General features: G+C 54.0%; 24 protein-coding genes. 1 reads left to right on the top strand and 23 read right to left on the bottom strand.

What is annotated here, in order from left to right:
• Nucleotide 1: 1 nt before the first annotated feature.
• The 19 genes from murD to RUM_RS07620 all read right to left on the bottom strand — a co-directional run bounded on the left by murD (nucleotide 2) and on the right by RUM_RS07620 (nucleotide 18,486).
• Nucleotides 2-1,390: a UDP-N-acetylmuramoyl-L-alanine--D-glutamate ligase gene (gene murD / locus RUM_RS07705; RefSeq protein ID WP_015558578.1), complete on the bottom strand. Its 1,389-nt coding sequence runs from the start codon at nucleotides 1,388-1,390 to the stop codon at nucleotides 2-4.
• A 397-nt stretch (nucleotides 1,391-1,787) separates the two neighbouring features.
• Nucleotides 1,788-2,312, bottom strand: coding sequence for a GNAT family N-acetyltransferase (locus RUM_RS07700; RefSeq protein ID WP_015558577.1), 525 nt, complete (start codon nucleotides 2,310-2,312; stop codon nucleotides 1,788-1,790).
• 1 nt (nucleotide 2,313) lies between these two features.
• Nucleotides 2,314-2,508 (bottom strand): GyrI-like domain-containing protein, encoded by a 195-nt coding sequence (locus tag RUM_RS07695; protein WP_015558576.1) that lies wholly within the window; start codon nucleotides 2,506-2,508, stop codon nucleotides 2,314-2,316.
• A 220-nt stretch (nucleotides 2,509-2,728) separates the two neighbouring features.
• Nucleotides 2,729-4,777: a leucine-rich repeat protein gene (locus RUM_RS07690; protein ID WP_041326348.1), complete on the bottom strand. Its 2,049-nt coding sequence runs from the start codon at nucleotides 4,775-4,777 to the stop codon at nucleotides 2,729-2,731.
• A gap of 17 nt (nucleotides 4,778-4,794) precedes the next feature.
• On the bottom strand, nucleotides 4,795-7,077 hold the full coding sequence (locus RUM_RS07685) for a leucine-rich repeat protein (protein ID WP_015558574.1): 2,283 nt from the start codon (nucleotides 7,075-7,077) through the stop codon (nucleotides 4,795-4,797).
• Between the two features lie 138 nt (nucleotides 7,078-7,215).
• Entirely contained in the window at nucleotides 7,216-8,157 is a 942-nt protein-coding gene (locus tag RUM_RS07680; protein WP_015558573.1) for a transglutaminase domain-containing protein, read from the bottom strand.
• 3 nt (nucleotides 8,158-8,160) lie between these two features.
• Nucleotides 8,161-9,408 (bottom strand): protein phosphatase 2C domain-containing protein, encoded by a 1,248-nt coding sequence (locus RUM_RS07675; RefSeq protein WP_015558572.1) that lies wholly within the window; start codon nucleotides 9,406-9,408, stop codon nucleotides 8,161-8,163.
• Nucleotides 9,396-10,169 (bottom strand): vWA domain-containing protein, encoded by a 774-nt coding sequence (locus RUM_RS07670; RefSeq protein WP_015558571.1) that lies wholly within the window; start codon nucleotides 10,167-10,169, stop codon nucleotides 9,396-9,398. The genes RUM_RS07675 and RUM_RS07670 overlap by 13 nt, the downstream gene beginning before the upstream one ends.
• Nucleotides 10,170-10,383: 214 nt before the next feature.
• Nucleotides 10,384-11,460, bottom strand: a complete 1,077-nt coding sequence (locus tag RUM_RS07665; RefSeq protein WP_049775530.1) for a protein kinase domain-containing protein — start codon at nucleotides 11,458-11,460, stop codon at nucleotides 10,384-10,386.
• Between the two features lie 3 nt (nucleotides 11,461-11,463).
• Entirely contained in the window at nucleotides 11,464-11,697 is a 234-nt protein-coding gene (locus RUM_RS12125; protein WP_015558570.1) for a hypothetical protein, read from the bottom strand.
• 13 nt (nucleotides 11,698-11,710) lie between these two features.
• The gene (locus RUM_RS07660) at nucleotides 11,711-12,946 is read right to left on the bottom strand and encodes a hypothetical protein (RefSeq protein WP_015558569.1); all 1,236 of its coding nucleotides are present in this window, start codon (nucleotides 12,944-12,946) and stop codon (nucleotides 11,711-11,713) included.
• Between the two features lie 3 nt (nucleotides 12,947-12,949).
• On the bottom strand, nucleotides 12,950-13,504 hold the full coding sequence (locus RUM_RS07655) for a YwqG family protein (protein ID WP_015558568.1): 555 nt from the start codon (nucleotides 13,502-13,504) through the stop codon (nucleotides 12,950-12,952).
• Nucleotides 13,505-13,522: 18 nt separating this feature from the next.
• Nucleotides 13,523-14,359, bottom strand: coding sequence for an SEL1-like repeat protein (locus RUM_RS07650; RefSeq protein ID WP_015558567.1), 837 nt, complete (start codon nucleotides 14,357-14,359; stop codon nucleotides 13,523-13,525).
• Between the two features lie 114 nt (nucleotides 14,360-14,473).
• On the bottom strand, nucleotides 14,474-15,169 hold the full coding sequence (locus RUM_RS07645; protein ID WP_015558566.1) for a hypothetical protein: 696 nt from the start codon (nucleotides 15,167-15,169) through the stop codon (nucleotides 14,474-14,476).
• Complete coding sequence (locus tag RUM_RS07640) at nucleotides 15,153-15,347, bottom strand: hypothetical protein (RefSeq protein WP_015558565.1); 195 nt, start codon at nucleotides 15,345-15,347, stop codon at nucleotides 15,153-15,155. Before RUM_RS07640 ends, RUM_RS07645 begins: the two co-directional genes overlap by 17 nt.
• A 9-nt stretch (nucleotides 15,348-15,356) precedes the next feature.
• Nucleotides 15,357-16,133 (bottom strand): hypothetical protein, encoded by a 777-nt coding sequence (locus RUM_RS07635; RefSeq protein WP_041326347.1) that lies wholly within the window; start codon nucleotides 16,131-16,133, stop codon nucleotides 15,357-15,359.
• 11 nt (nucleotides 16,134-16,144) lie between these two features.
• Nucleotides 16,145-17,764 carry a tetratricopeptide repeat protein gene (locus tag RUM_RS07630; protein ID WP_015558564.1) on the bottom strand — a complete coding sequence of 540 codons (1,620 nt, stop codon included), beginning with the start codon at nucleotides 17,762-17,764 and terminating at the stop codon, nucleotides 16,145-16,147.
• An 18-nt stretch (nucleotides 17,765-17,782) separates the two neighbouring features.
• The gene (locus RUM_RS07625) at nucleotides 17,783-18,244 is read right to left on the bottom strand and encodes a hypothetical protein (RefSeq protein WP_015558563.1); all 462 of its coding nucleotides are present in this window, start codon (nucleotides 18,242-18,244) and stop codon (nucleotides 17,783-17,785) included.
• Nucleotides 18,245-18,255: 11 nt separating this feature from the next.
• Nucleotides 18,256-18,486: an SEL1-like repeat protein gene (locus tag RUM_RS07620; protein ID WP_015558562.1), complete on the bottom strand. Its 231-nt coding sequence runs from the start codon at nucleotides 18,484-18,486 to the stop codon at nucleotides 18,256-18,258.
• 155 nt (nucleotides 18,487-18,641) lie between these two features.
• Between RUM_RS07620 and RUM_RS07615 the strand changes: the two genes are divergently transcribed.
• A complete protein-coding gene (locus RUM_RS07615) occupies nucleotides 18,642-18,824 on the top strand; it encodes a hypothetical protein (protein WP_015558561.1) in 183 nt (60 codons plus the stop codon).
• 14 nt (nucleotides 18,825-18,838) lie between these two features.
• Here RUM_RS07615 and RUM_RS07610 read toward each other — a convergent pair whose 3' ends face one another.
• The 4 genes from RUM_RS07610 to RUM_RS12120 form a co-directional block, all read right to left on the bottom strand.
• Nucleotides 18,839-19,498: a hypothetical protein gene (locus RUM_RS07610; RefSeq protein WP_015558560.1), complete on the bottom strand. Its 660-nt coding sequence runs from the start codon at nucleotides 19,496-19,498 to the stop codon at nucleotides 18,839-18,841.
• A 10-nt stretch (nucleotides 19,499-19,508) separates the two neighbouring features.
• The gene (locus RUM_RS07605) at nucleotides 19,509-20,384 is read right to left on the bottom strand and encodes a YwqG family protein (protein WP_015558559.1); all 876 of its coding nucleotides are present in this window, start codon (nucleotides 20,382-20,384) and stop codon (nucleotides 19,509-19,511) included.
• Complete coding sequence (locus RUM_RS07600; protein WP_015558558.1) at nucleotides 20,381-20,791, bottom strand: tetratricopeptide repeat protein; 411 nt, start codon at nucleotides 20,789-20,791, stop codon at nucleotides 20,381-20,383. The genes RUM_RS07605 and RUM_RS07600 overlap by 4 nt, the downstream gene beginning before the upstream one ends.
• Nucleotides 20,792-21,083: 292 nt before the next feature.
• Complete coding sequence (locus RUM_RS12120) at nucleotides 21,084-23,771, bottom strand: RICIN domain-containing protein (protein WP_015558557.1); 2,688 nt, start codon at nucleotides 23,769-23,771, stop codon at nucleotides 21,084-21,086.
• Nucleotides 23,772-23,802: the final 31 nt, after the last annotated feature.

The raw sequence follows: 23,802 nt of genomic DNA, 5'->3' as shown, positions 1-23,802 counted from the left end.
CTTACAGCTCCTTTACAAGGTTTTTGAAGTGCTGTCCCCGTGCTTCAAAGTTGGGATACAGGTCAAAGCTTGCGCAGGCGGGAGACAGGGTCACGATATCCCCGGGCTGTGCCAGCTCCTTTGCCTTCTGCACTGCTTCTTCCATGGATGCAGCGTGGACGATCTGCAGCTTTGCCGGATCATAGCTTGGATCCTCCGTCACGGCCTTTTCAATTTTCGGAGCCGTCACGCCCATGAGGATCAGAATCTTGACCCGCTGATTCACGGTTTCCGCCATGGGCTCAAAGGGAATTTTTTTGTCATAGCCTCCGGCAATGACGATGAGTCGCTGGTTGAAGGAGCGCAGACCTGCCAGCACACGGGTGGGGCTGGTGGCAATGCTGTCATTGTACCACTTAACTCCATCCAGTTCCCGGACAAATTCGATCCGGTGCTCCACGCCGCCAAAGGTCTTTGCCACCTCTACAATGGTTTCTGCCGGAACCTCACCCCATACGGCTGCAATGGCAGCCAGGTAATTTTCCACATTGTGCAGACCGGGAATGCGGATATCCTCCGCCCGGACGATTCGCTGAGTCTTGCCGGCTTCCGCATAACACAGCCAGCCTTCTGCATCCAGGAAGGTGCCCCGCTCCGGCTTCTGCTGCCGGGTAAACCACAGCAGTCTGCCCCGCACCTGTTCTGCCAGGGCGGCGGTCTGGGCATTGTCCAGATTCAACACGGTTTTGGAATAGGCATTCTGGTGAGCAATCAGGTTCACCTTACAGCCAATGTACTCCTCCATGGTACCATGTACGTCCAGATGGTTGGGGGAAATGTTGGTGATGACCGCCACATCAGGAGAACGCCGCATAGAGATCAGCTGGAAGCTGGACAGCTCCACCACTGCTGCATCCTCCTCCCGGATGGTTTCAATCAAGGGCAGCAGTGCCTTGCCGATGTTGCCGCCCTTATACACCCGGCGCCCGGTTTTCGCCAGCATTTCCGAAATCAGAGTGGTGGTGGTGGTCTTGCCGTCAGAGCCGGTTACGCCATAGATCCGGCAGGGGCAAAGATCAAAGAAGGTCTCCATTTCAGAGGTGATGATGACCCCCTGCTTTCTGGCAGCAGTCAGCGCCGGATTGTTGAAGTACATGCCAGGCGTCCGGAATACGACATCGTAGTTGGTCAGATGCTCCAGGTATCCGTCACCCAGATCAAATTCTGCACCCAGCTCCTTGAATTTTGTATAGGTCTCCCCCATCTGTTCCTCTGTTTTCCGATCACAGATGGTCACCCGGATCCCTTTGCGCAGGAATAGGGCAATCAGGTCATTGTGGCTGACCCCGGTTCCGATAAAAGCAACCTGCTTTGTCTGCATCCAATGAAAATACTGTTCAATCTTTGTCATAACGGTCTCCTGTCGGCAACGCCCTGTCCGGTCATTGTCGCCGCTGATTCCGGCAAGCGGCAGCCGTAATAGAAACATATTTTAGGCAGCACTGCACAAAGCACGCCTGAGGGCTTTGCACAACATCTGCTGACAAATTTTCCGACACATCACACAGAAATTCCTTGCAATACGCCAGTATTCCTGCATCGTTTCTATGGAATCTGCCGAACAATTTGTTGGCGCATCTGTCGCACAATCTTTGTGCGGTGTTGCCTTTATTATTATAGCAAGGATCCCGAAAAAAATCAAGGAGACACGGCAGGATTCCGTTTTTCTCTGTAAAAAAGCAAAAGCGGCATACTCCGATGTGTATACCGCTTATATGCACTTGCATTGCACAAAATGAGAATATCTCCTACAGGATCTCGTCCCCACGCTCCCGAGTCAGTCCATACATCGCCATATCCAAGACCTGGCCGTTCTTGCAGGCATTGCTGCGGAGGATGCCCTCCAGCTGAAATCCTGTCTTTTCCAGCACCCGTCTTGAACCCATGTTAGTGGCAAATGGCTCAGCGTAGATCCGCAGAAGATCCGTTTCGGAAAACAGCCGGGCACAGAGCATACCCACCGCTTGGGTCATGATCCCCTGTCCCCAATAGGCTTCTGCCAGGTAATAACCCAGCTCCGCCGTGCGCCGATGAATATTTTCCTGCCGGAATGCACCGATGCTGCCCACCACTTTGTCATCCACACAGACCGCATAGGCAAATGTCTGATCCGGATCGGCGGACAGCACGGCACGGATGTAATCCTGTGCATCCTGATCTGTGTAAGGATAGGGCAATCCGTCCCGCAGATTGTTCAGCACCTTTTGGTTGGATAGGGCGGCTGCCAGATCCTTTGCATCGGACAGCCGCCACTGCCGGATGGAGATACCCATGTCACACCTTCTCCTGCAAGGGAATCCAGATGCCGCACTCGTAGTCCGGACTTTGCATGTCCCCGGCGGCGTATACCTCCAGCATGGCATTGCCGTTGCGCTGGTACTTCTGCCCCTCACCCGGGTACCACTCCTTCCAGACACGGTCGTTCAGGCTCTGCAGGGAATTTGGCAACGATCCCTTTGCGGAAAACATTGCCTAGTCGCTTTCCGGGAAGGTGTACAGCTCCAGCCCTTCCGGCATTTCACATATCCCTCCTCCGGGGCGATTGTGGTGGGGAACCCGATCAGGGTCAGTGCCGGTTTGTGTGCATAAACCACCTGCATGCGAAACGCTCCTTTCAATATCTATCGATGTACATCACACAATGTGCATCATATTATATCCGATATAGTGATATTTGTCAAGCGCAGTTTCATCCCAGAGCTTCCTGTTCCTGCACCTCCAGCAATGCCCGGCGCATCCGCACCAGATCCCAGCTGTTCAGGATGCCATCCCCATTCATATCTCCGTTGTCCGGACTATGCAGGATCCCCTTGCCGATCAGCCACTTTTGCAGCAGCACCATGTCTGCCACTGTAAACTGCCCGTCCGCATTCACATCCCCTAACAGGCTGCTCTGCCGCTTGGCATTGAAATGCACCGTTACTTTGTCCATAACGGAGGGATCCGTGTTGTACTCGGAAAAGTCCCAGTTTTTCGTCAATGCCTTCCACTCCTGCTCCGTGCCGGCGAAGTATACATCCGGCACAAGCTCCAGATTGCTGACACTGTAATCCTCCGGGTCAGTATCCACTCGATCCTCGTGCAATACAATAAATGACAGATCCGCATTCTTGGCAATGGCAAGAGGCTCAATGGATTCCAGCGTATCCGGCAGATAAACGGCATTCAGATTTTCACAGCCCATGGTGTACCATTCATTCAGCTCCGTGATCCCTTCCGGATACTCCAGTACTGCCAGATTGGTATTGTCAAAGGCCCGGAAACCCAGTGTTTTCAGAGTATCCGGCAACTGCACATCCAGCAAATTACTACCCGTAAATGCACCATAATCAATTTCCGTAACTCCATCCGGGACAACAATAGAGGTAATTCCGGTATAGGTGTATTCCCCAAAACCATTGGTACGGCCTGCATTTTCAAAGGCAAGCATACCGATCTTCTGCAGCGTGGAGGGCAGCACAACCTGCCGCAAAGCGGTACAGTGACTAAACGCTTCACATGCTATCTCCGTAACACCCTCCGGTATGACCAGATTTCGCATCCGACAACCATAAAATGTATAGTCCGCAATTCGCTTTGTGTGTTCCGGCAGCGTAAGAGCAAGGATGCCGCAATCCTCAAAGGCATGGCTGCATATTTCCGTATCGGATGCCGGGAGCCGAAGCTCCGTCAGGTTTCGGTTTCCCAAAAAGGCATAGTTCCCGATAGAAGATACCGAGTCTGGAATAGAAACCTGCAACAGTCCATGGGGATCTGTCTCACGACGGTACCCGGGAATAATCGGATAACTTGTGGCAAAGGCATAGTCCCCGATGGTTTCCAATCCTTCCGGCAATTCTAACGTTTCCATATACCAAATTGCATTGTAAAACGCCTGTTCCCCAATAGACACTACACTTTCGGGTAATACAATTTCCCTCAATGGAACTGCATAGCAAAAATTCTCCGGAATGCAGGAAACACCATCCGGAATCTGAAGATACCTTAATCCAGATTCCATAAATGCACCTTCTCCAAGCTCTGATAAGGAATCCGGCAAAGAAATCTCCTGCATCATACTGGTTTTCCCAAAGGCATAAGCACCGATGGACTTGATCCCTTCCGGCACGGAAAAGCTGGTGATCTCCTGGTGATCGTAAAAGGCATACTCCCCGATCCGGGTCACAGCGCTCAGATCCACTGTATCGTAGGGCACAGCCTTTGGCACTGCAAAAAGGGTTTTTCCGTCCTTACTGTATAAAATGCCGTTTACAGACTGAAAGGTTTTGCTAGCACTGCTGACAGTCAGCGTTTTCAAATTATCACACCCATACACCCAGGAACCATAGCCGGATACATAATGCTCTGTTTCCACCCCGGAAAGGCTTGTCAGCCCTGCAGAAAGCTGGATGTGTTCCAGGTTTTCGCAATACCCAAATGCACTGTCGCCAATCCATGTGATGCTGTCCGGCAGAATCAGCGATGTCATCTCACAATATTTCAGAGCGTTTGCCTCAATGCCCGTTACAGGATGCCCCAGCACTTCTCCTGCCAGTTTCAGTGTGCCGGTCACTGTATTGTCCACCAGACTGTCCACTGCGCAATATCCTCCGTTGAGATAATATCGGTAGCGAACGCCGTCCACCATTTCCATCACATAAGGCTCCGCTGTTTCCGCCAAGACGATTGTTGGCAGAGCTGTCAGAACCATGCCGCAGGACAACAGCACTGCGGTTAATTTCCTACCCAATCTTTTCATACTGCACCTCCTCGCTATTATTCCTGTACCTCCAGCAATGCCCGGCGCATCCGCACCAGATCCCAGCTGTTCAGGATACCATCCCCATTCATATCTCCGTTGTCCGGACTATGCAGGATCCCCTTGCCGATCAGCCACTTTTGCAGCAGCACCATGTCTGCCACTGTAAACTGCCCGTCCGCATTCACATCCCCTAACAGGCTGCTCTGCCGCTTGGCATTGAAATGCACCGTTACTTTGTCCATAACGGAGGGATCCGTATCGTATTCTGAAAAGTCCCAGTTTTTCGTCAATGCCTTCCACTCCTGCTCCGTGCCGGCAAAGTATACATCCGGCACCATCTCCAGATTGCTGACCGACCAATCAGAAAGATCCGTGGTGAACCGATCATCGTGGAATACGATTTGTGACAGATCCGCATTTTTTGCAATGGCAAGCGGCTCAATGGATTCCAGCGTATCCGGCAGATAAATGGCATTCAGATTTTCACAGCCCATGGTGTACCATTCATTTAGCTCCGTGATCCCTTCCGGATACTCCAGTACTTCCAGCTTAGCATTATCAAATGCCCGGAAACCCACTGCACGAAGGGAATCTGACAGCAGAATATCCCGCAGGTTACTGCCGGCAAAGGCACCGTACCCGATGTCTGTCACCCCATCCGGCACTGTGAGGGAACGAATGCCGCAATCCACATACTCGCTGCCGTTCCAGAAGAAGGCATGGCTGCCTATTTCCGCAAATGCGCATGCTCCAATGGTTTTCAGGCTCTCCGGCAAAGTCAGGCTTTTCAGATTCAGTAATCCACGAAATGCGTTGTCGCCGATTTCCGTGACCCCCTCGTCAACTGTGATCCAACTGCTGCCGGAAAACGCATAGGATGGGATCTGATGAATACTGCCCGGAATATGTACCCGCTCCATTGAGGAGCATCCTTCAAAGGCACGCTCTCCCATTACAGTGCCTGCCGGATTTTCCGGCAGCTTTACCCCGGTCAGGTTGCTGTTCAGTGCAAAGGCATTGGCACCGATATACTCCACAGAATCCGGAATGGTCATATACAGCAGTCCGGTTTCCTCCGACCAGGGGCTTAGCTGGTGGAAGCAGGCAAATGCATAATTTCCGATGGACTTCAACCCTTCCGGCAGGTGTACCGTTTTCAGCTTCATGGGACCATAAAAAGCATACGCACCGATCTCCTGCAAACCATCCGGCAGGGAAACTCCCTGCAATTCATAGCAACGCTCAAACAAATTGTCCGGAATCACCGTCACCTTTGCAGGAATACGCATAGAAAGAAGCCGATTGTCACCTGCAAACGTACCCTTTCCCAAGGTCGTCAGGGACTGGGGCAGATTCAGATAGGTTAACCCATACATTCTGGAAAAGGCATAGTCCCCTACGGACTCCAGCCCCTCTGACAGCAGGATGCTGATACTGTAATACTCCGGCATGTTCTCATCGGACATATTCAAACTACAACCTGCAAAGGCATAATCTCCAATTGTGCGCACTGCTTCAGGTACATATGCTGTTTGCAGATTTTTGCAGTCCTGAAAGGCGTGATCCCCCACAGCGGTGATGTGAGAAGGCAGGTTCAGCTCCGTGATCTCGGAATGTCCGCAGAAAGCATAGTCCCCGATCTTGGTAACGCCGGAAAGATTCACAGAGTCAAAGGAAATCCCATAGGGCACCGGCCCTATCGCAGAGCCGTCTTTGCTGTAGATTATGCCGCCAACAGACTTAAAATAGGGATTGCTCTTGCTGATGGTCAGCTTCTCCAGCTTGGTGCAGCCCTCCGTCCAGGAGGCATAGCCAAAGCAGCCGCTCTCCAAGTCATTGGAGTATATTTTAGAATCTTTCCCATTGAAGCTCTCCAGCCCGGCCGGGAAGTGAATGGCTTTCAGATCCTCGCAGTTCCGGAATGCTGCCTGTTCAATGGTGGTCACACTGTCCGGCAGGATCAACTCCGTAATGCCGCAGCCGCTTGCGCTGTGCTCTGCACCCATTTCTTCCAGTTCCTCGTCCGTATGGCCGCAGCCGCTGAATGCACCGCCCCCGATGACCTTTACTGGCGTTGCTCCTACCGTATCCGGAACCTTCACCACGCCGGTCTTACTTGGGTCACAGCCGGTAATTACAGCATAATTATAATTCAGTTGGATAGAATAGTAGAAACCATCCTCCTCTCCGTCCAGCCACATTTCCGCTGCTGCTTCTGTCCGCATACCGGGCAAAGACACGCAAAGTGTGCCCACTGCCAGAAAGCATGCCAGAATTTTTCTTGTTGTTTGATGCATAAAACATCCCTCCTTGTGCATATGTACAAAATCTCCATGGAAGCATCTCTGTTGATATGTACATTATATCATATCTCCTCTAAAAAGAAAAGAGTCAAAACAAAAAAAGCAACGTCGCATGCAGGATGCAGCATTGCTTTATGGGGTATCTGTCTGAAAAAACAAAACATTCTGTGCCTGGTTATATCGGATCCTGCCGACAGGAAAGCCGCATGTGTCCAGAAGGGAGGCATCCCAGGGAAACGCCAGCTTCACAGAGAAGCATGCTTTATGAGCTTGTGCAGCGATCAGCCGACCCAGCTGGGCAGGATCCTTTGCCACCAGCCGATTGCTGGTAAAGTAATCAAAGCGCTTTTCTGTGCATGGGGGATACAGACCCCCGTCAAAGCAGTGATCCGCCCGGATCTCCGCATCGGTCAGATTGAAATAATCATAGGCTCCGGATCCTAAAGCCGTATCCCATGTTACATCGATATGGGCGGTGCTCCCCTCCAGCCGGGTAATATTCCAAGCGTGGGGCTCCACAACTCCGTCCGGCCGCCGGGCTGTTCCGGTCACAAGGATGGATGCCAGATGCAGCCGGTCACACAGCAGCTTGTATGCATGGGCAAAGCCCTCACAGACACAGCTGCCCTGCACCAGCGCCCCCACAACGGAGTGCTGCTCCCTGGTGTCAGCCCCGTCAGCAATGCGGATATGCTGCTGCATCCACCGGTGGGCTTCAATCTGCCGGGCAAGGGGCGGCATGCCTGGACGGATCCGGGTATGCATGAAAGCATCCAGCTGCGCCTGTATCTGTTTCCACAGCAGACGGACTTCACCGGGGGTATTGCAGTACTCCGGCTTCACTGTGATCCCGGACAGAGTCTGCATCGCAGCAATGCGCCGCTGGTCAAAATAAAAATATCCCGGATTGTCGTACACCACACTCTCCACAATGGATTGCATCCGGGTTGGACTGATACGGCCAAGGGATACAGAGGAGGCAAAGCAGTCAAGCCCTTTGCAAAGTGCATCATAAGCGGACTTCTCCCGGTCAGTGAGCCGGGAATAGTAATACCTGGCGCCCTGATGTTCCATAGATTATTTCAACACGCATTGCAGGATCAGGGTATCGTACTGACACGCCCCATCCACTGTCCGGCTTTCCTGAATCTCCGCCCGTTCCAACGACGTAACTGCATACTCTGTTCCTCCCACAGAAACCAATGCACCATTCTCTGTCACGGACAGGATCTGAAACTCCATGACTCCTTGACGAAAACCGTCACAGCCCAGCACATCCAGACCCACAATCCCTTCCGATGCCTCAATCTCCCCGGTCTGGGCATACACATCGGACGCATGCTCCGCCCCCAGATTCCCTACCCGGAAGATCTTCAGATACGGCTCCTTCCGCTTGGCATAAAGCCCGTCATTCGACCGGATATGCCCCAGGTTGAGGATACAGCCCACGGACACATCGTCCGCACTGCCCTGGGCGGAAAGCTGGGGCAGGTATGCCTCCAGTTCCTCTGCTGCCTGCTGTGCATCCTCCTGGGCAAAGGAGGTCAGCACAACCCGGTAAAAGTTATGCAGATGCCGCTGGTTTTTGAAGCTGCCGTCAATGCCGTCGCTGCCTACAAACACGGCTGCCGGCAATTCCCGACTGAAGCAGAAGCGAAATTCTCCTGCCGCATCGGAGTCGCAAAGGGAAGTGGTCAGATTGAGAAAGCATTGTTCATCCCAGGGGATCGGCTCCGTATCCGTTCCAGCATGGTCAAATGCTACGCATTTTCCGTCTCCGATCTGAACGCCGAACCAGAAATCCTCCGTTACCACCGCACCGATCAGGGTTGCTCCATAGGCAGCCTGCACCCGTTCCCCTGCCAGATACCGGAGCTTTGCTTTTTCGGATACCTCCGCCAGGTCCTCCTCCCGGAAGGGATCCGCTTCCAGGTCCGCATCAATCAGCATATTCCAGCGGGTCACCAGACTCCGGATGAACCAGCGCATCTGCTCCTCGGTCTGCTTTTCCGTTCTGCATGCAAGCAGCGCATCAGCGAAGTTTCTTGCCCGGTTCTGCAAAAAGCCATGGGCAGGTTCCGGAGCTTCCTCCGGCAGATCCAGAGCATCCGCCACACAGCTGCAAAAGGCTTCCGCTGCAAACCGACTGCCCCGATCAGAGCGGAAATAATCCGCCCCGCCGTGGCCGTCCGACACCACTGTCAGCACATACCGATCCGTTTCCAGGCTTGCGGAATGATCCTGGCACACCGTGCCCTTTCTGATATGGGACGCACCGATGCTGGTACAGTGAAAGCAGCTGTATACGTCATTTACCAATCCCATGCTTCCGGATCCTCACTGTCGGGAGGCGTGTTCACCATGGTGACGCCAGCCCCCATGTCACCGCCCTGTACCGCAGCGCCAATGGCTTCAATGGCAGCCCCCTGCTTGCTGGGTGCCTGATCCACGCCGCCCTTGCCTACGCCGCTGGATTTGGAGCCGATCTGAGATGCGGTCACGGAAACGAACCGGATCATTTTCGTCAGTGCCTCCGGGGTATGAACTGTAATCACTGCTTCTTTGTTTCCGGTAAATTCAGCCAGCACATCCTTGTTGGCATCATCCCCGATGGCAATCGCCACCTTGATCGCTTTCTTGAACCAGTTGTTTTCCTTCAGCTTCCCCAATTCCTTCTGGTAGTCGTCCGTTGGTTCACCATCGGACAGCAGGAAAATTGCCGGCGCAAAGGAGCCTGCTACATCACTCATGAACGCACTCCGGGACAGTTTTTCGTTGAGCATTTTGCACATTTCCCCGAAATCCGTCAGCCCGTCCGCATTCAGATAATTCCACCGGAAGTCATTTGCATCCATGGGCGCAGAGGTGATCCACCGGGCACCGCTGGAAAACTCCAGTACAGCGATCTTGATGGCTGCATCCGCATTTTCACCGGACAGTTTCCGGATCTCCGGGATAACCTCCTCCACTGCGGAATTCAGGGTACCGATCTTGGAGCCGTCCATACTGCCGGATGTATCCACCAGGAAAAAGAGCGTCATGGTTCTCCGGGCAACTTCCACTGCCCCTCCATAAAAATCTGCCATTGTCATGTCCTCCATATTCTTTCAGCAGCCGCACAAAGCTTCGCGCGGTGCTGCTTTTATTTAGGTCGTGTTGACACTAAGTCTAACAACGCATCTTTTCGGCAAAATTTCACGCATCCTGCGTTAAAAAGTCTTGACAGGCGACAGCCTGCCTGCGACTTTTTGCCTTGTCTACGTAAAATTTATGCTCGAAAATCTGTATATTATCTTAGTGTCAACACTCCCTACTCAGTTCCACCACTGCGTCCCCGTTGGGGAAGTGGATCGCCCGGATGGCTGCAATGGGCGCAACCTGCCCCTTTTCCACCGGTCGGATCCCGCCGTCCTGGGTCTCCACATTCCAGACCACATCGCTGACATTCCGCAAGCCCCACACACCAGGATTTTTCGGGTTCCGGCTCACCTCGCCGATCACCTCTGTAAAATTGTCGCTGCCCTTGTCGATGTGACAACGGTACAGCTTCATGCCGGGAAACAGTGCCAGTCCGTATTTGTGATTGTGACAGTTCAGCACCGGCGGCTTCGGGATCTTCTGTCCACAGCCGCAGCAATTGGCATCCCCGGCCACGTTGATAAAGGTTTCACTGCCGCATGGACAGGTGATGATGGTATCCCGGAGCCGGGTAAAGGCGATCTGCCAGTCATTGTCGGTCATACGGGGTGCATTGCCGGTCATGGCGTCCTTGGAAAGTGCTTCAATGAATTTGTTCTGGATGAATTTCGGATACATGGGCCAGAAGCGAATGGCATTGGCATGCACGCCCCGGACAGGACGGTTTCTGTCATCCCCAGGGTCGAACATAAACACCGGATCCTTGCCGTAGAATTTCAGTTCCAGCTCCTCCGTCAGACAGGGAGCCTCCACCACACGCTTGCCCTCCAGGGGATGATCCAGGAACAGCAGACGGAACAGCACCACTGCCAGGGAAAACCGATCCGTCATCACATTGGGGGCGGTCATATTGCGCACCACCTCCGGCGCCATATACCGTGCCTTTCCGGCGATGCCGAGGCTTTCCCCATAGGGGGCAACGTTATCGTTGTCACAGATAAGCACCTCTCCGGTGGCGGGATCGATAAAGAAGTTACCGTCATTCAGATCCTGATAGGAAAAGCCGTTCCGGTGCAGCTCCCGGAACCCGTTGGTGATATTCAGCGCCGCATTCACTGCTGCGGACAGGGACTGAAAATGTACCTTTGCCAGCAGGAAGTCCGAAAACTCCCGGAAATTCTGCGGCCGCAGATCCATCACATAGCCAAAGCTTCCGTCCACCGGCTTGGTCAGATACAAGGGTCACAGAAACGCCTTGGTGGGCGCGCCCTTGCTGATGTTGGATTCCAGGTTCTGATAGAATTTCTTGGGGTTATGCACTGCACCCTTATGGTACCACTTGAGGGCATACTCCCTGCCCCCCACGGACACACGGTATACCACACCCTGTCCGCCTTCGCCCGGCTTCTTGACGATGACGGCATCCGACCCGTTGACCAGGGGGATCTGATACCCTGCGGGATAATATTCTGCCATATGTATTCTCCTTTCAGTTTGCGCCTGCACCAAGCTTCTTGAGCAGGGGTTCAGCCAGATGCATCAGCTGCTCAAAGGAGCCGATGCAGACGAATAAAAAGATGCCGCCGTTTAACAGTGCCAGCAGAACATTCAGCACACCCAGCACCGTAGAATCCTCCCCGAAGGAAAGAAACGTGTTGATCACAGTGCCCAGTGCAAGCATCGCCAGCAGGCACATGGCAATGATGAGATAACTGCTGCTAAATTTCAGCAGCAATACCAGATTGATGATGGTATACAAAAGCAGCAGCACGGACAGGGACTGGTGCATTTCCGGCCCAAGCTCATCCAGCACCCACGCAAGGAATACAGTCAGTCCTGTCAGAAGCAATCCGCCTCCGATGCCGATGATCCACTGCCAAACTGTCCAGGAAAAATCCCCTGGCCACAAAAAGAACAAAAAGCCGCTGCACAGAGCTGCTGCCACATTGGGCAGGGTGTAGGATTCTTCATACTCTGTTCGGGTCAGCACCCCATTGGCAACGGCTCCGGCAAAGAGCCACAAGCACAGAATGCGGAAAATCAATCCGTACCCGGCATCCGGCAGCACAGCCCGCAGCACCACATTCCCCACAAGCAGCACCAGCACGCCCACCGTAATGGTCTGGCACTTTTCATTGCACAGTACGTCCTCCAGCCAGCAGGACAAGCCGATCAGCAGTCCTGTCAGCGCTGCCCCGGCACCGATGCCGATGATCCACTGTCTGCCGCTCCAGGAAAGGGTGAGAAACAACCAGACCAATACGGAAAGCAGTGCAGCACCCAGCAGGGCTGCTCCGCAAATGGCAATGATCCGTTTGTTCCCATGCAATCCGGCATTTTGCGTTTTCGTTGCGCTCTGTTCCGGAGCAGTCGGCTGCTGTTTTGAGGAAACGGCAGGCTGTGTGCCCAATACTGCGTCCCCAATGATCCGGATCACCTCTGCGGCGATTTCCTGCGCCATATCCGTTTCGGCGATCAGCCGGGCGGTGGCTTCGTTCCGATGCAGTTGTCCCCTTGCAGGATCCCCAAGCCCCTGCAGTAAAATATCCACTGCGCCGGAGTCCAGCGCCTTCTTGATTCGACGTCGCTCCTTTGCCTGTGCATCTCCGCCTGCAAGATCTGACAGCAATGCATACACACGTCGGTGATCCCGGAACACCTCCACCCCATACTGCTGAACGATATGACAAAGGGCGGCGGATAAGTCCATTTTCTTCTGCTTCATGAATCAACTCCGTTCTTCCCGATAGCAAATCCCTGTCCAGTCATCCTTCCTGGCTCCGAACAGGAAATACCCATAGCCGTCCAGACTATCCAGAAAGCCCATATCCGATGCCAGGGGATCATATTGCAGCAGAACAGCCGGTGCAGGCTCTGCGTAGCTCCAGTCGGCAGGGATCCCCAACAGCCGAAGCCCCTCTGCATCCTCCTCCGCTTCGGAAAAGGACATCAGCCAGGCATCCGTCGGACAAGCAATCCCCTCCACCTCATCGTTAAAACCGTCCACCACTGTATCCGGCTCCCCGTCAAAATACCGAACCCGTGGCTGATAGGGGGAATGGTTCACATTCAAGAACAGATACAGATAGCCTGTATGGGGCAACTGTTGCTCCGGATCCAGAGCAGCAATGTCCCTGCACCGGATCTGACAGAGGAACAGCTCATCCTCCCCGAATGTATCCAGCCAATTCCCGGGAATGGTGGGCGCACCAAAAAATTTACTTGCCCCCAGATCGTAGGTATCCCTTGCTTTTGTCACATGGATCCCAATTGCTTTGCGCATACCGTTCACGCATCCTTTCTACTCTAAAGCTTGCTGCTCCAACTCTATATCATGCTGCCAATGGGCAAGATACCCGACTTCAAACGTTCTGCATTTCTCCAGTGCCAGCTGCATACGCCGGGTGATCTCCTCCGGCTCTGCCGATCTGTGGCATCCGCTTGCAGAAAGCTGTGCCTGCTCCAGCCAGTAATCTGCCAGGACTTCATCCAGCATGCATGCAAAATGCATCATATGAAACGCATCCGGATCAAACACCAGTTCCCCGGCTTCATTGTACCGCAAAACACGCTTGTCCCGCATCCGGTTCTGGGCAATAGCGTTCAGCTGGAATGCAATGTCTCTTTCCTCCCGGAACACGTCATTGCGGAGCATGCGTCCAAGAGCAAGCATCGCCTTGGGCATGCCCTGCCTTGCTGCGGACAGCAGGGACGCAAGCCCCTCGACCGGGCGAAGTCCCGGAAAGGAATCCAGTCCCCAGCTGCCCAACAGGGACAGAATCCCAAAGCCATACAGGGCATTCAGATCCCCTGCGGCCATGCCTTTTTTGTAGTACGCCTCCGCCGCTCGGTAGGTGCGAAGGCTGCTGCCCCTGCGCCTAAAATCAGAGCTGCATAAATAAGTGTCAGGCTTGTAATGATAGCACCACCCCAGCATGCTCCAGGCAGGGGTATAGCCACCCTTTGCTGCCGCAAGCAGCTTTTCCATCTGTCCCTCCCAGTAGATCTGGCAGGTGCCAAGGAGCACAAAGCGGATCGCACCCATGGCTTGCTGCTCTGACGGGCTTTCCGGCTCTTTTTCCGGATCATACCCAAGGGGCAGCTTTTCGTAAAACCAATCGCTGTAAAACAGGCTCATAGCCTCCCTCCTCTTCCAAACAGCCGTTTTTAGACAACACCGCACAAAGATTGTGCAGTAGATGTGTCAGCAGATGCTGTGCAAAGCCGCCAGGCGTCTTTGTGCGGTGTTGTCTTACCAATCCAATAAGGGATCCTCTTGATCCAGCAGCAGTTCCGGTGCATCGGGGCGGCTGGCTTCCAATGCCTGTTCCAGCTGCATGCGGTTCGGGAAAAAGGAAATGCGGTATGCTGCATCCGCATCGCCAAGTTCCATACTGGACGTATCCTCCGAAAGCCGGATGCTCCGCACCAATTCTCCGTGCCGGAATACCCTTACATCCCCATAGCTACGCCCTGTTTCCTGCACGAAAAAGCGGTAGGGATCCGTCACCTGACCGGGCATAAACCCCGGTACACAGGGAATGGCTTCATCCGATCCGTCGAACCCCTCCAGCCGCAGCACCGGTGCCCAGCCGTAATCGTACCAGTATACACTGCCATACCTGCCTTCTCCGGCAAGCTGCTCCAGATACCGCATCACGTCCCCTTCATCTTCAAACAGACTGATGTTCACGCTGATGCTGCCGGTCACATACACAAGGAGCTTTTCATCCTGAGAAATGGATCCGGCATAAATCCGGCTGTTTTGATGGTATAATACCAGATCTGCATGTCCCTGTGACATGGAGTGCATCCGGATATGCACCCACTGATTCTCCGGGCTTTGCAGACTGTACCAGCCCCGGTCGATGCTCTGTACATGGTATTCATACTCCAGAAAGGCATCGCAGCCGCCTCCGGAAAACTCGTACTCAATCAGCAGAATCATGGGGTGCCTCCTCGTATACATCCTGCCAGAACAGTTCGCCGCATTGTTCACACCGCCACATATCCGGCGCAATGTCCAGCAGGATGTCATAGCCATACTGATCGGTCATAACGTGGCCGTCCATATTCATATAGGTAACATCCGTGCTGCCGCATTTGGGACATCTGATCGGTTCCATAGGATCCTCCTAAAGTTTCACTGCACTGACCAACTCATAAAAGGCTATTTCCTGCTCCAGTGCATGGATAAAGCTGTTCAGACACTCGTCCAGATCTATATACACATATTCCCGGATATTGTTTTCGTTCGCCCAGTTTTGCCACGCCTGTGCATCCCGCTCCTCCCGGGTCATGCCCTCCATGGTGTAATCCGTTGGCCGATGGATCTCCTGTTTGATTTCTCCAAGTCTTCCCTGACTTTGCAGCTGCTTTGCCGCCGCCAACAGTTCCCCATCCGGCAGCTCCGGCGGCAGCCATGCATCAAACAACGGGCGATCCTGCAAGGCCTCCTGAAAATCATAACAGAAGCGTGGCATACAGCCATCCGTATACCGGGGCACACAGCCGGGCTTACCGTTTTCCGGGGACAGATCCTCTGCAAAGCCCTCAAACGCCGCATCCCGGGGACTGCCCTGGGGATCCAGCATGACAAACAACCGGGAATCCTTCACCCCCTGCTGCTGATACAGCCGGATCTTCTCCCGATTCTGTTCCAGAAGCCAACGGATCCAGCTTGTCGCACGTTTTTCCGTTTCCTGAAGGGCAGCATGCTCCTCCGGCGTCCGGGCAAGACTCCGCATGGTGAAAAGCCGGCTGCGCAGCTGATCCCCGTTGGTCAGCAGCCATTCCAGGCGAGTGCCACTGCACACATTGTAAACATTCGCTGTATCCGTAATCGGTGTTTCAAACCATCGATGCAAATACATGGATACAGTCCGATTCTCAAACTCAAATTCCTGATTCATGCTGTTTCCTTTCAATCCCAGTTCATCCCGGCTGCAAACCGATAGCGGCTTGCCTTTGCCGGATCAGCAGGAATCCCCTTCCTGCCGGTTTCATATATGTCGATCAATCTGTACATGGCACCCAGCTCTCCTGCCTCTGCTGCACGGGTATACAACAGCAGTGCAGCAGACAGGTCCTGCTCACATCCCAGAGCATGTTCATAGAAATATCCACAGGCATACATGCCGTAGCTGTCGCCGGCGTCTGCACTGCGGGATGCCCACAAAAACGCCTGCCTGTCATCCTGCTCCACAGGATAACCATAGTGATAAGCAGCTGCAACATGGGACATGGCAGAAACACATCCGCCCTGGGCAGCCTTCAGATACCAGTCAAACTGCGTCCGGTGCCGTTGGCGCAGATCCTCCGGCACAGCAGCCGGATCCTCCGTCCGGTTCCAGAAGGGAGGATCCTCCCGGTGGAGCGCCCGGTCTCCCAATGTCAGGATCGCTTTCTCGCAGCCCTGTTCTGCCGCCTGTCGATAGCATGCATCCGCTTTGACCGGATCATAAAGCTCCGGCTGTGCAGGATCTCCGTACAGCTCGGCATAAAACAAAAGAGCATCCACCTGTCCTGCATCCGCCGCCTGCTGCATGTATCCGGCAGCCTCCTGCGTATCCCCCAGTTCCTGTGCCAGATACCACAGCGCATCCACATCCCCTTGTCCGATCCGCTCCCGCAGGATCTCCGTGACCGGCCGCAGATCGAATCCATCCTCCAGGCGTGCCAGCGCTTTCGCATTTCCCTGCTCCGCCGCAGCCCGGCACCATGCCTGCGCCTCTGCGCCGGTCACATCCCGGAGTCCTTCATCGTGCAGCTCCCATAAAACCTGGCAGGCATAGGCACTGCCCTGTTTGGCGGCAGTCCGCAAATAGTCAAGTCCCTCCTCGATGCATCTTCCGCATCCGGTACCGTACACGGTCATAAAGCCCAGCTCTGCCAGAGCCTCCCGATGCCCCAGATCAGCCGCCTGGCTGAAGGGATACCAGGCACCGTCCCAGTCCAGCTGCTCCACGCAAGCCATGCCCTTCTGGTACAGGGCTTCTCCCTGCTCCTGAGCTTTGGTGCGGCATGCAAATTCCCGCTGCTGCACGACGCTGCTGGTGGATACCCCCTGATAACAGCGTTCCGCTTCCTTCCACTGCCCCAGCACCTCCAGAAGAATGCCCTTGCGCACCAGCACGTCCTGTGCATATTCCGAGTACGTTCCCGTATGCACCTGAGCAGCAAAGCCCAGCTGGATCCTTGCCAGATCCGGAATCGGAAAATAAGGCAGCGCAAAGGCAGCGTCCTCCTCCCTGCCCAAAGGGAACGTCCCATCCAGAGCAGCCTCCTGCTGTTCCTCCTGCCGGATAAACTCCTCCATATACGCCGGATCCTGACAGAGGGAACCGTCAGAACGAAGCGTCTCCCGTTCCTCCAGCACGGCATACGCCCGTTGTACCCGATCGATCAGCTGCTCTGCCAGATCCTCTGCAGCGGGATGCTCACTGACGATCTCCCGGTATGCCCGGATCCAGGCGTCCCGGTTCTGTGCCGCCTGCTGCAAAGTATCCTGCATGGTAAGCTTCAATACCGTTTCCGCATGCATATGCTCCACTCCCTTCTCCTATACCTGCAAATCAATCTCCTCGCTGATGATCAGCGTAATGGTTTCCTGCACAGGGCATTTGTCATATCCATATGCAGTCAGATCCAGCACGATCTCTCCGGGCAGCTGCTCCGTCCGGAAGGTCTGACCGGCAAAGCGAATTTCCTCCCCCTGGATGGTCACGCTGCAAAGAAAGTCAGCCGGTTTCCCCTCCACTTGTCTGCAAAAAGGATACTCACTTCCCAGGCCATGCACTCCATCCGAAAAAGGCACCGTCTGTACAGCAGTCTGTACGCTGCCGCCTCCTTCTGCCCTGGCATGGATCCGGAGCAGCCGCACGATCTCTTCGCCTGGTGCATGTATCCTGCTCCCACAGCTTTTGCATACATCCACTGCTTTCCGCTTTGCGTGAAAAGGATTCCCGTCCGGTCCGCCAATGGTCTCCAGTCTTCCGCCGCAGTAAGGACATGTTCTGAACATAGACGCCTCCTTTAAGTCAACGCCTGCAACAGGGCACTGTCGTCAAATCCGTAATCCTGCATCCACACCACTGCCAGCGGATATCCGGCTTCCGCTGCCATCCGGATCCATATGGCTGCCTGATGCAGATCCTTCGGGCAGTCCTTCCCCAGCTGGAAACGGATACCCAGCCGATACTGGGCGCCGGGATCCCCCTGCTTTGCCCATTTGATGCATTTTCTTAGCTTTTTTGTTTTATGCATACCAGCGCCTCCTTCTGATGTTATCGTACCATATCCTCCAAATGATGGGGTCGCCGCCGATGCGACATTTCTTTGCAAGCTGTTTGCAAGATGTTTTGCGTGTATATTTTTCACTGTATATCGTGCATAATAGAAGATAAAGCGAGGTGCAAAATATGCTGGAATTTGAAAAAGGATTTGAAACCGTCAACAAAACGTTCCGTATCCCCGTAGAGATTGCTGACCAGCTGGAACAACTGGCTGGCAAATACAATACATCTGTCAACAAGATCGTGATCCAGTGCTTGGAATATGCTTTGGCACACACGGCGGAAAATACCACACAGCCGGAAGTATAAGCTCCGGCGCCGCCTTAATCAAAATGCACCCGGGGATTCAGCTGAATCTCGCTCTGCCAGATCACCCCATACTCCCGGAGCAGTTCTGCCCGACGGATGGATCGCTCCATAGGGTGTACCGGTGCCGGATCCGCTTCTGCTATCCGGCGCTCAACCTCATCAATAACTGACAAGTATGCATCCGTCAGTTCCACCGGATCATGCTTCAGTCCGGGATACTGCTGAAATACCTGCTGCTCCGTTTGCTGCCGTACAGCATCCGGCAGCATGTCCGCCACAAGCGCTGACAGATCCGGACAGGGATCCTTCTGATAGATATTCCGTGCAGCAAGCGCCTGATGATAATCCTGTCCGCAATTCTCGTCCCGGATGTCAAAACGGCTGTACAGTTCCGTCTCCAGCTCCAGCAGTTCCTTGTACCTGTGCTGGGCATAACGGATCTTCCACTGTTTCATGTAGGATTCCGACAAAAACCGGAGCACTATAATGCTGTCCTCCAAGGTATCCTGATCCCGTTCCGGCTCTGCTTCCAGCTTCCCATGCACCATTGCATCCAATTCCTGCAAAGCCGGTGTATCCCGGTAAGTGGGGGCTGCATACGGATGCTCCTTGTGGGATTCCACACTCTGGATCAGTGCAATCAGCCGTGCTGCTTCCTGTTCTGTGTATGCCATATTGACCTCCTTATGATCTGACTACCCGGTAGGTAACAGCGTCATAGTCTGTGGCGTCAGAGCCGAAAAATACATACGCATAGCCGTCCAGATTGGACAGAAAGGGGACTCCCTCAAAATCCAGGGGGTCATACTGCAGCAAAAGCCCTGCCCCTTCCGCAGGTACATCCGGATCTGACGGCACTCCAAGCAGCTTGGTGCCATCCTGTCCCGGCACGGCGGCATGGAAGGTAATCAGCCAGTCCTGGTTCAGCCCCTGGGGAATGGGGGATGCTTCGTTGAAATCATCCACAATCATATCCGGCTCTCCCGGGTAATACTCCACCCACATATCCATCTGATCCGAAGGATACATCTCCGCATCCAGGAAGAAGTACAGATACCCGGTGTGGGGCAATCGGTTTTCCGGATCCAGGTGGGCAAGCTCCGACAGACGGATCTGCGCAAAAAATACAATGTCATCGTGAAAGCGATCCTTCCAAGCACTAGGAATCACCGGTGCACCGAAAAACTTGCTCTGTGCCGGATCATACTCTCCCTCCGCCTTTTCCACCTGCATGCCAATGGCATAGTAGTTCGGCGCTGTTTCATCCTCATAAAACAGCCGGTAGCGGTATCCGCCATCCATAGAATGAGGCAGGTAGAAGCGGCTTTCCCCCGCCGGAATCACCCAACTGCGGCTTGCCGCCTGGTTCCGGCAATGCACTGTAACTGTAATACCCGATGCATCCACAGCATCAATGGTAAACCGGCAGCCGCCCTTTGGCATTTCCAGAAGCTCCGGCCCGGCAACTACCGGAAAGACCCGGTTATCCGTAGTGTTGACGCTGCGCTTTCCCGTTCTGCGGTCAATGCCCCAGAGTTCCTCTACAATTCTCAGCCTCATGCCGATCCCTCCATATCAAACCCCTGCTCCATTCGTGCAGCCGCTTCCTCCATACCTGCATTTGCCGCCAGAGCACACATGGCTTCCGCCTCCTGTGCAGTAACACCGGGCACCCCATGATCGTACAGTACGGAAAAGGCATAGCAGGCATACAGATTTCCAAGCTCCACTGCCCGATGCAAAAGCGTCAGCCCTGTTTCCGGATCCTGCTCACAGCCCTGGCCAAATATATGCATCATGGCAAGCTGCCCTATGGCACCCCGATGTCCCAGATCAGCCGCCTGCCGGATGGAATTGTATGCCGCATCCCACATATTATTTGCGATCAACGTCATCCCCTCGGTGTAAAGCATCTCAGCTTGCTCCTCCGGGGATTGTTTTTTTCTTCTGAAAGAAAACAGACCCATATGCATCCTCCTTTTCGGCAATACAACTGTACCCGGACACGGCATCTATGCTGCCCCACGGTTGTTGTATACGAATCTGCAAGGCATTTATCTTGCACACATTTATTATAGCATATCCTTCGAGATTTGACAATAGAAAAAACAAATATAGCAGTCGTTTTTCACAAAAAAAATTGATAACAGCAGGGAGTATTATGTATGTTAAAACACATTTCGTACATACCGGACTGTGAAAAAGCAATGCCCCGCCATAGTCAAAGCCATGACAGGGCAAGGTTTTCTCTCTGCACTTTTATTTCACGAGAAGCTGTCGCTTGAGCAATACAAGATCCATACCGTTGATGACGCTATCCCCGGAAAGATCCGCCGCCGTAGGGTTGGTCAGACCGCCTGCCCGGATCAGGAATTTTTGCAGCATCACTGCATCCGCAGCGGTGCATTGTCCGTCTCCGTTTACATCTCCGGAAAGCCCTTGCTGCACTGCAAACACCGTATACTGCACACAGCCCTGCACCTGACCGTTGGAGCCAAGGGTCACTGTTTCCCCGGTCTGCACAGTCCGGCAGCACAGTGCATAGATGACTTGCTTACTGTTGTCCAGCACCTGCTCCGTTTTTGTCCAGCCCTCCAGCCACTGGGGCAGCTGCTCCACCCGGGTATCCAGTGCAGCGTACAGCACCAGATCCGCCTTTGCAGTGATTTGTACCAGATCCCCCTGTATGTTCTTGGAATCGCATGCAGGCCGCAGATACTCCGCACCCTGCAGCGTTGCGGGGATCTCCCCGTAGGTCACGTCCCGGTCTCCGTACACCAGACTCCCGGTCTGCAGCGCCTGCTCCAGGCTCCAGCTACTGTCATAGGCAGTATCCAGAACGGCTGCGTCCATCAGCACACCGGTCAGCGGCTGGATGCGGATAGAAACCTCCCAGCTCTGGGAGGGCGTTTCGTCACAGCTCCACTGGACTACCTGCGCCCCTGTCTCCAGAGATCCGGCAGCCACGCCCAGACAGGAGGCATCCCGGGTCAGCTTGCTGACGATGGTATAGGTACCGTCTGCCTGCTCCACAAATTTGAACAGCTCTCCCTCATCTCCGGTATAGGTATGCAGACGGACGATCGCTGCATTGTCCTTGCTGTTATCCGTCACCCAGAGACAGGATTTCAGCTCAGCGTCAAAGATCCGGTAGTAGCCATCCTGGTCAGTCTGGAACCGGAACAGGGTCTCCTCCGCCGTCTGGATCCCATCGGACAGATACAGCTGACTGCCTGTGTTCCGGATCACGAAGCTGTGGGCAGTATCCATTTCTGCGCCGGTTTTCAGAGAGCCTACCGGATCATTTCCCACATTCACAGAACGGAGAAAACCGCTTTTGCATGCTTTCTCAACAAAGCTGCTCATATCACTGTCTGTAATGTACTTGATCTGCTGGCTGCTGCTGAAGCAGCCGGAATATGCATTGCAGAATGCTTTTACATCCGTGCCCTTTGTGTTGTATGCGGCGATCAGAGAATAGCTGTAGCAGTCCGTCACCGTCCAGGCACTGCCCAGATTCTTGAAGCTGACTGCGGAAGGCGTGCCGGAAGGACTGTCAGAAGTGTAGGATCCGCTTTCCGTAAAGGAAATGGCACTGTTCCTGTCCGGATCCAGCTCGTTGCCCGCATATCCCTCAAACCGGCAGTTTTCGTTGACCACCCGGGAGCCTTCCCCTCCGATCACCTGGGAGGACTTGTTGGAGTTGCTGCCATCCGTAACCGTGTGATAGTTGTTGTAGTTGTGATCATAACCATTGGAATACTGGGGACAGCGTCTGGAGCACTGCTCCCACTTGTTGTACATCAGTGTGGTATGCAGCCGGGAGGTATCCTTATTCTGAGAGCCGAAGGCAAAGGTCCAGTACCGGTTCTTGAAGTAGTTATAGGAGGCGGTGATGTAATCCGGGTTGTAGCCGTTGTATTTGCCATCCGACCAGTTTGCCGCCGGGGTATTGATCCACACGAACTTTCCCACCTCGTTGTCCTTATTCTGACCAAAGGTGGCGCTGAAGCTGTTGTGATCCAACCACAGGTTTCGTACCCCGTAAAATTGCAGCAGGATCACACCGCTGCCGTTGTTGTTCAGGGTTCTTGCTACCCAGTTCACATTGCGGATCACGATATTCTGGCTGGGACGGTCGTCCGCCCCATAGAAGTCATCGTTGCGCAGCTGGCTGTCATAGATCGTATTGCTGTCAAAGGAGCCGACAATGGTTTTATCGTCCCGGATGCGCTGCTTGGTTTTGTCCTGGCTGCCCAGGTCAATATCCGCCCCGATCACCACGGTTTTCGGCTCCGTGCTGTCCAGCGCACTGACCAGATCCGCTGCCGTTTTCACAATCACGGTTTCCCCCAGCAAGCCGCCAATGGTACCTGCCTTCAGCTTACCGTTCACCTTACTGACAGCGGCAAAGCCCTCCAGTCCGTTCAGATCCAGCCGGAACTTTTGTGCATCCGCACCGGTGTAGGATTCCACGCCAATGGAGTTGCTGCCGTCCCGGAAGGTAAGTGCTGCACCGTTATCTGCGTTGCTGACGATTTTGTAGTACAGGTCATAGCCCTCAAAATCCTGCTCTATAGGCACAATCTTCCAGCGCTGATTTGCCCCGTCCGTATCCGGCGACATGACCGCCAAGCCATTCTCGTTGGTGATGATGCAGCCGGTCTGCGCGCTGACGATCTCATAGACCCCGGCACTGACATAATGTAGATACCACTTTTCTGCGGCAGTGCCGTTCTGAGTCTGGGTGCTGAGGTAATCGCCGGTTTCACCGGAATGCAGATTGATGTTCCGGTCCGTGTCGCTGACACCCATGCGGAATTCCTGCACCGGATAGGATGCATCTGCGGCTTCCGCTGTGCCGGACAACGTGCCGGGCTGTACAAAAAGCCCTGCTGTCATTGCAGCAGCCAGAAGCACACTGGTTATGCGTTTGTGTTGGTTCATGTATATACTCCCCCTGATTGGCAACTGTCCC

This window comes from Ruminococcus champanellensis 18P13 = JCM 17042, from assembly GCF_000210095.1.
Taxonomy (GTDB): domain Bacteria; phylum Bacillota; class Clostridia; order Oscillospirales; family Ruminococcaceae; genus Ruminococcus_F; species Ruminococcus_F champanellensis.
Note: the sequence above shows the minus strand (reverse complement) of the source record. Positions and strands in the feature narration are given on the sequence as shown.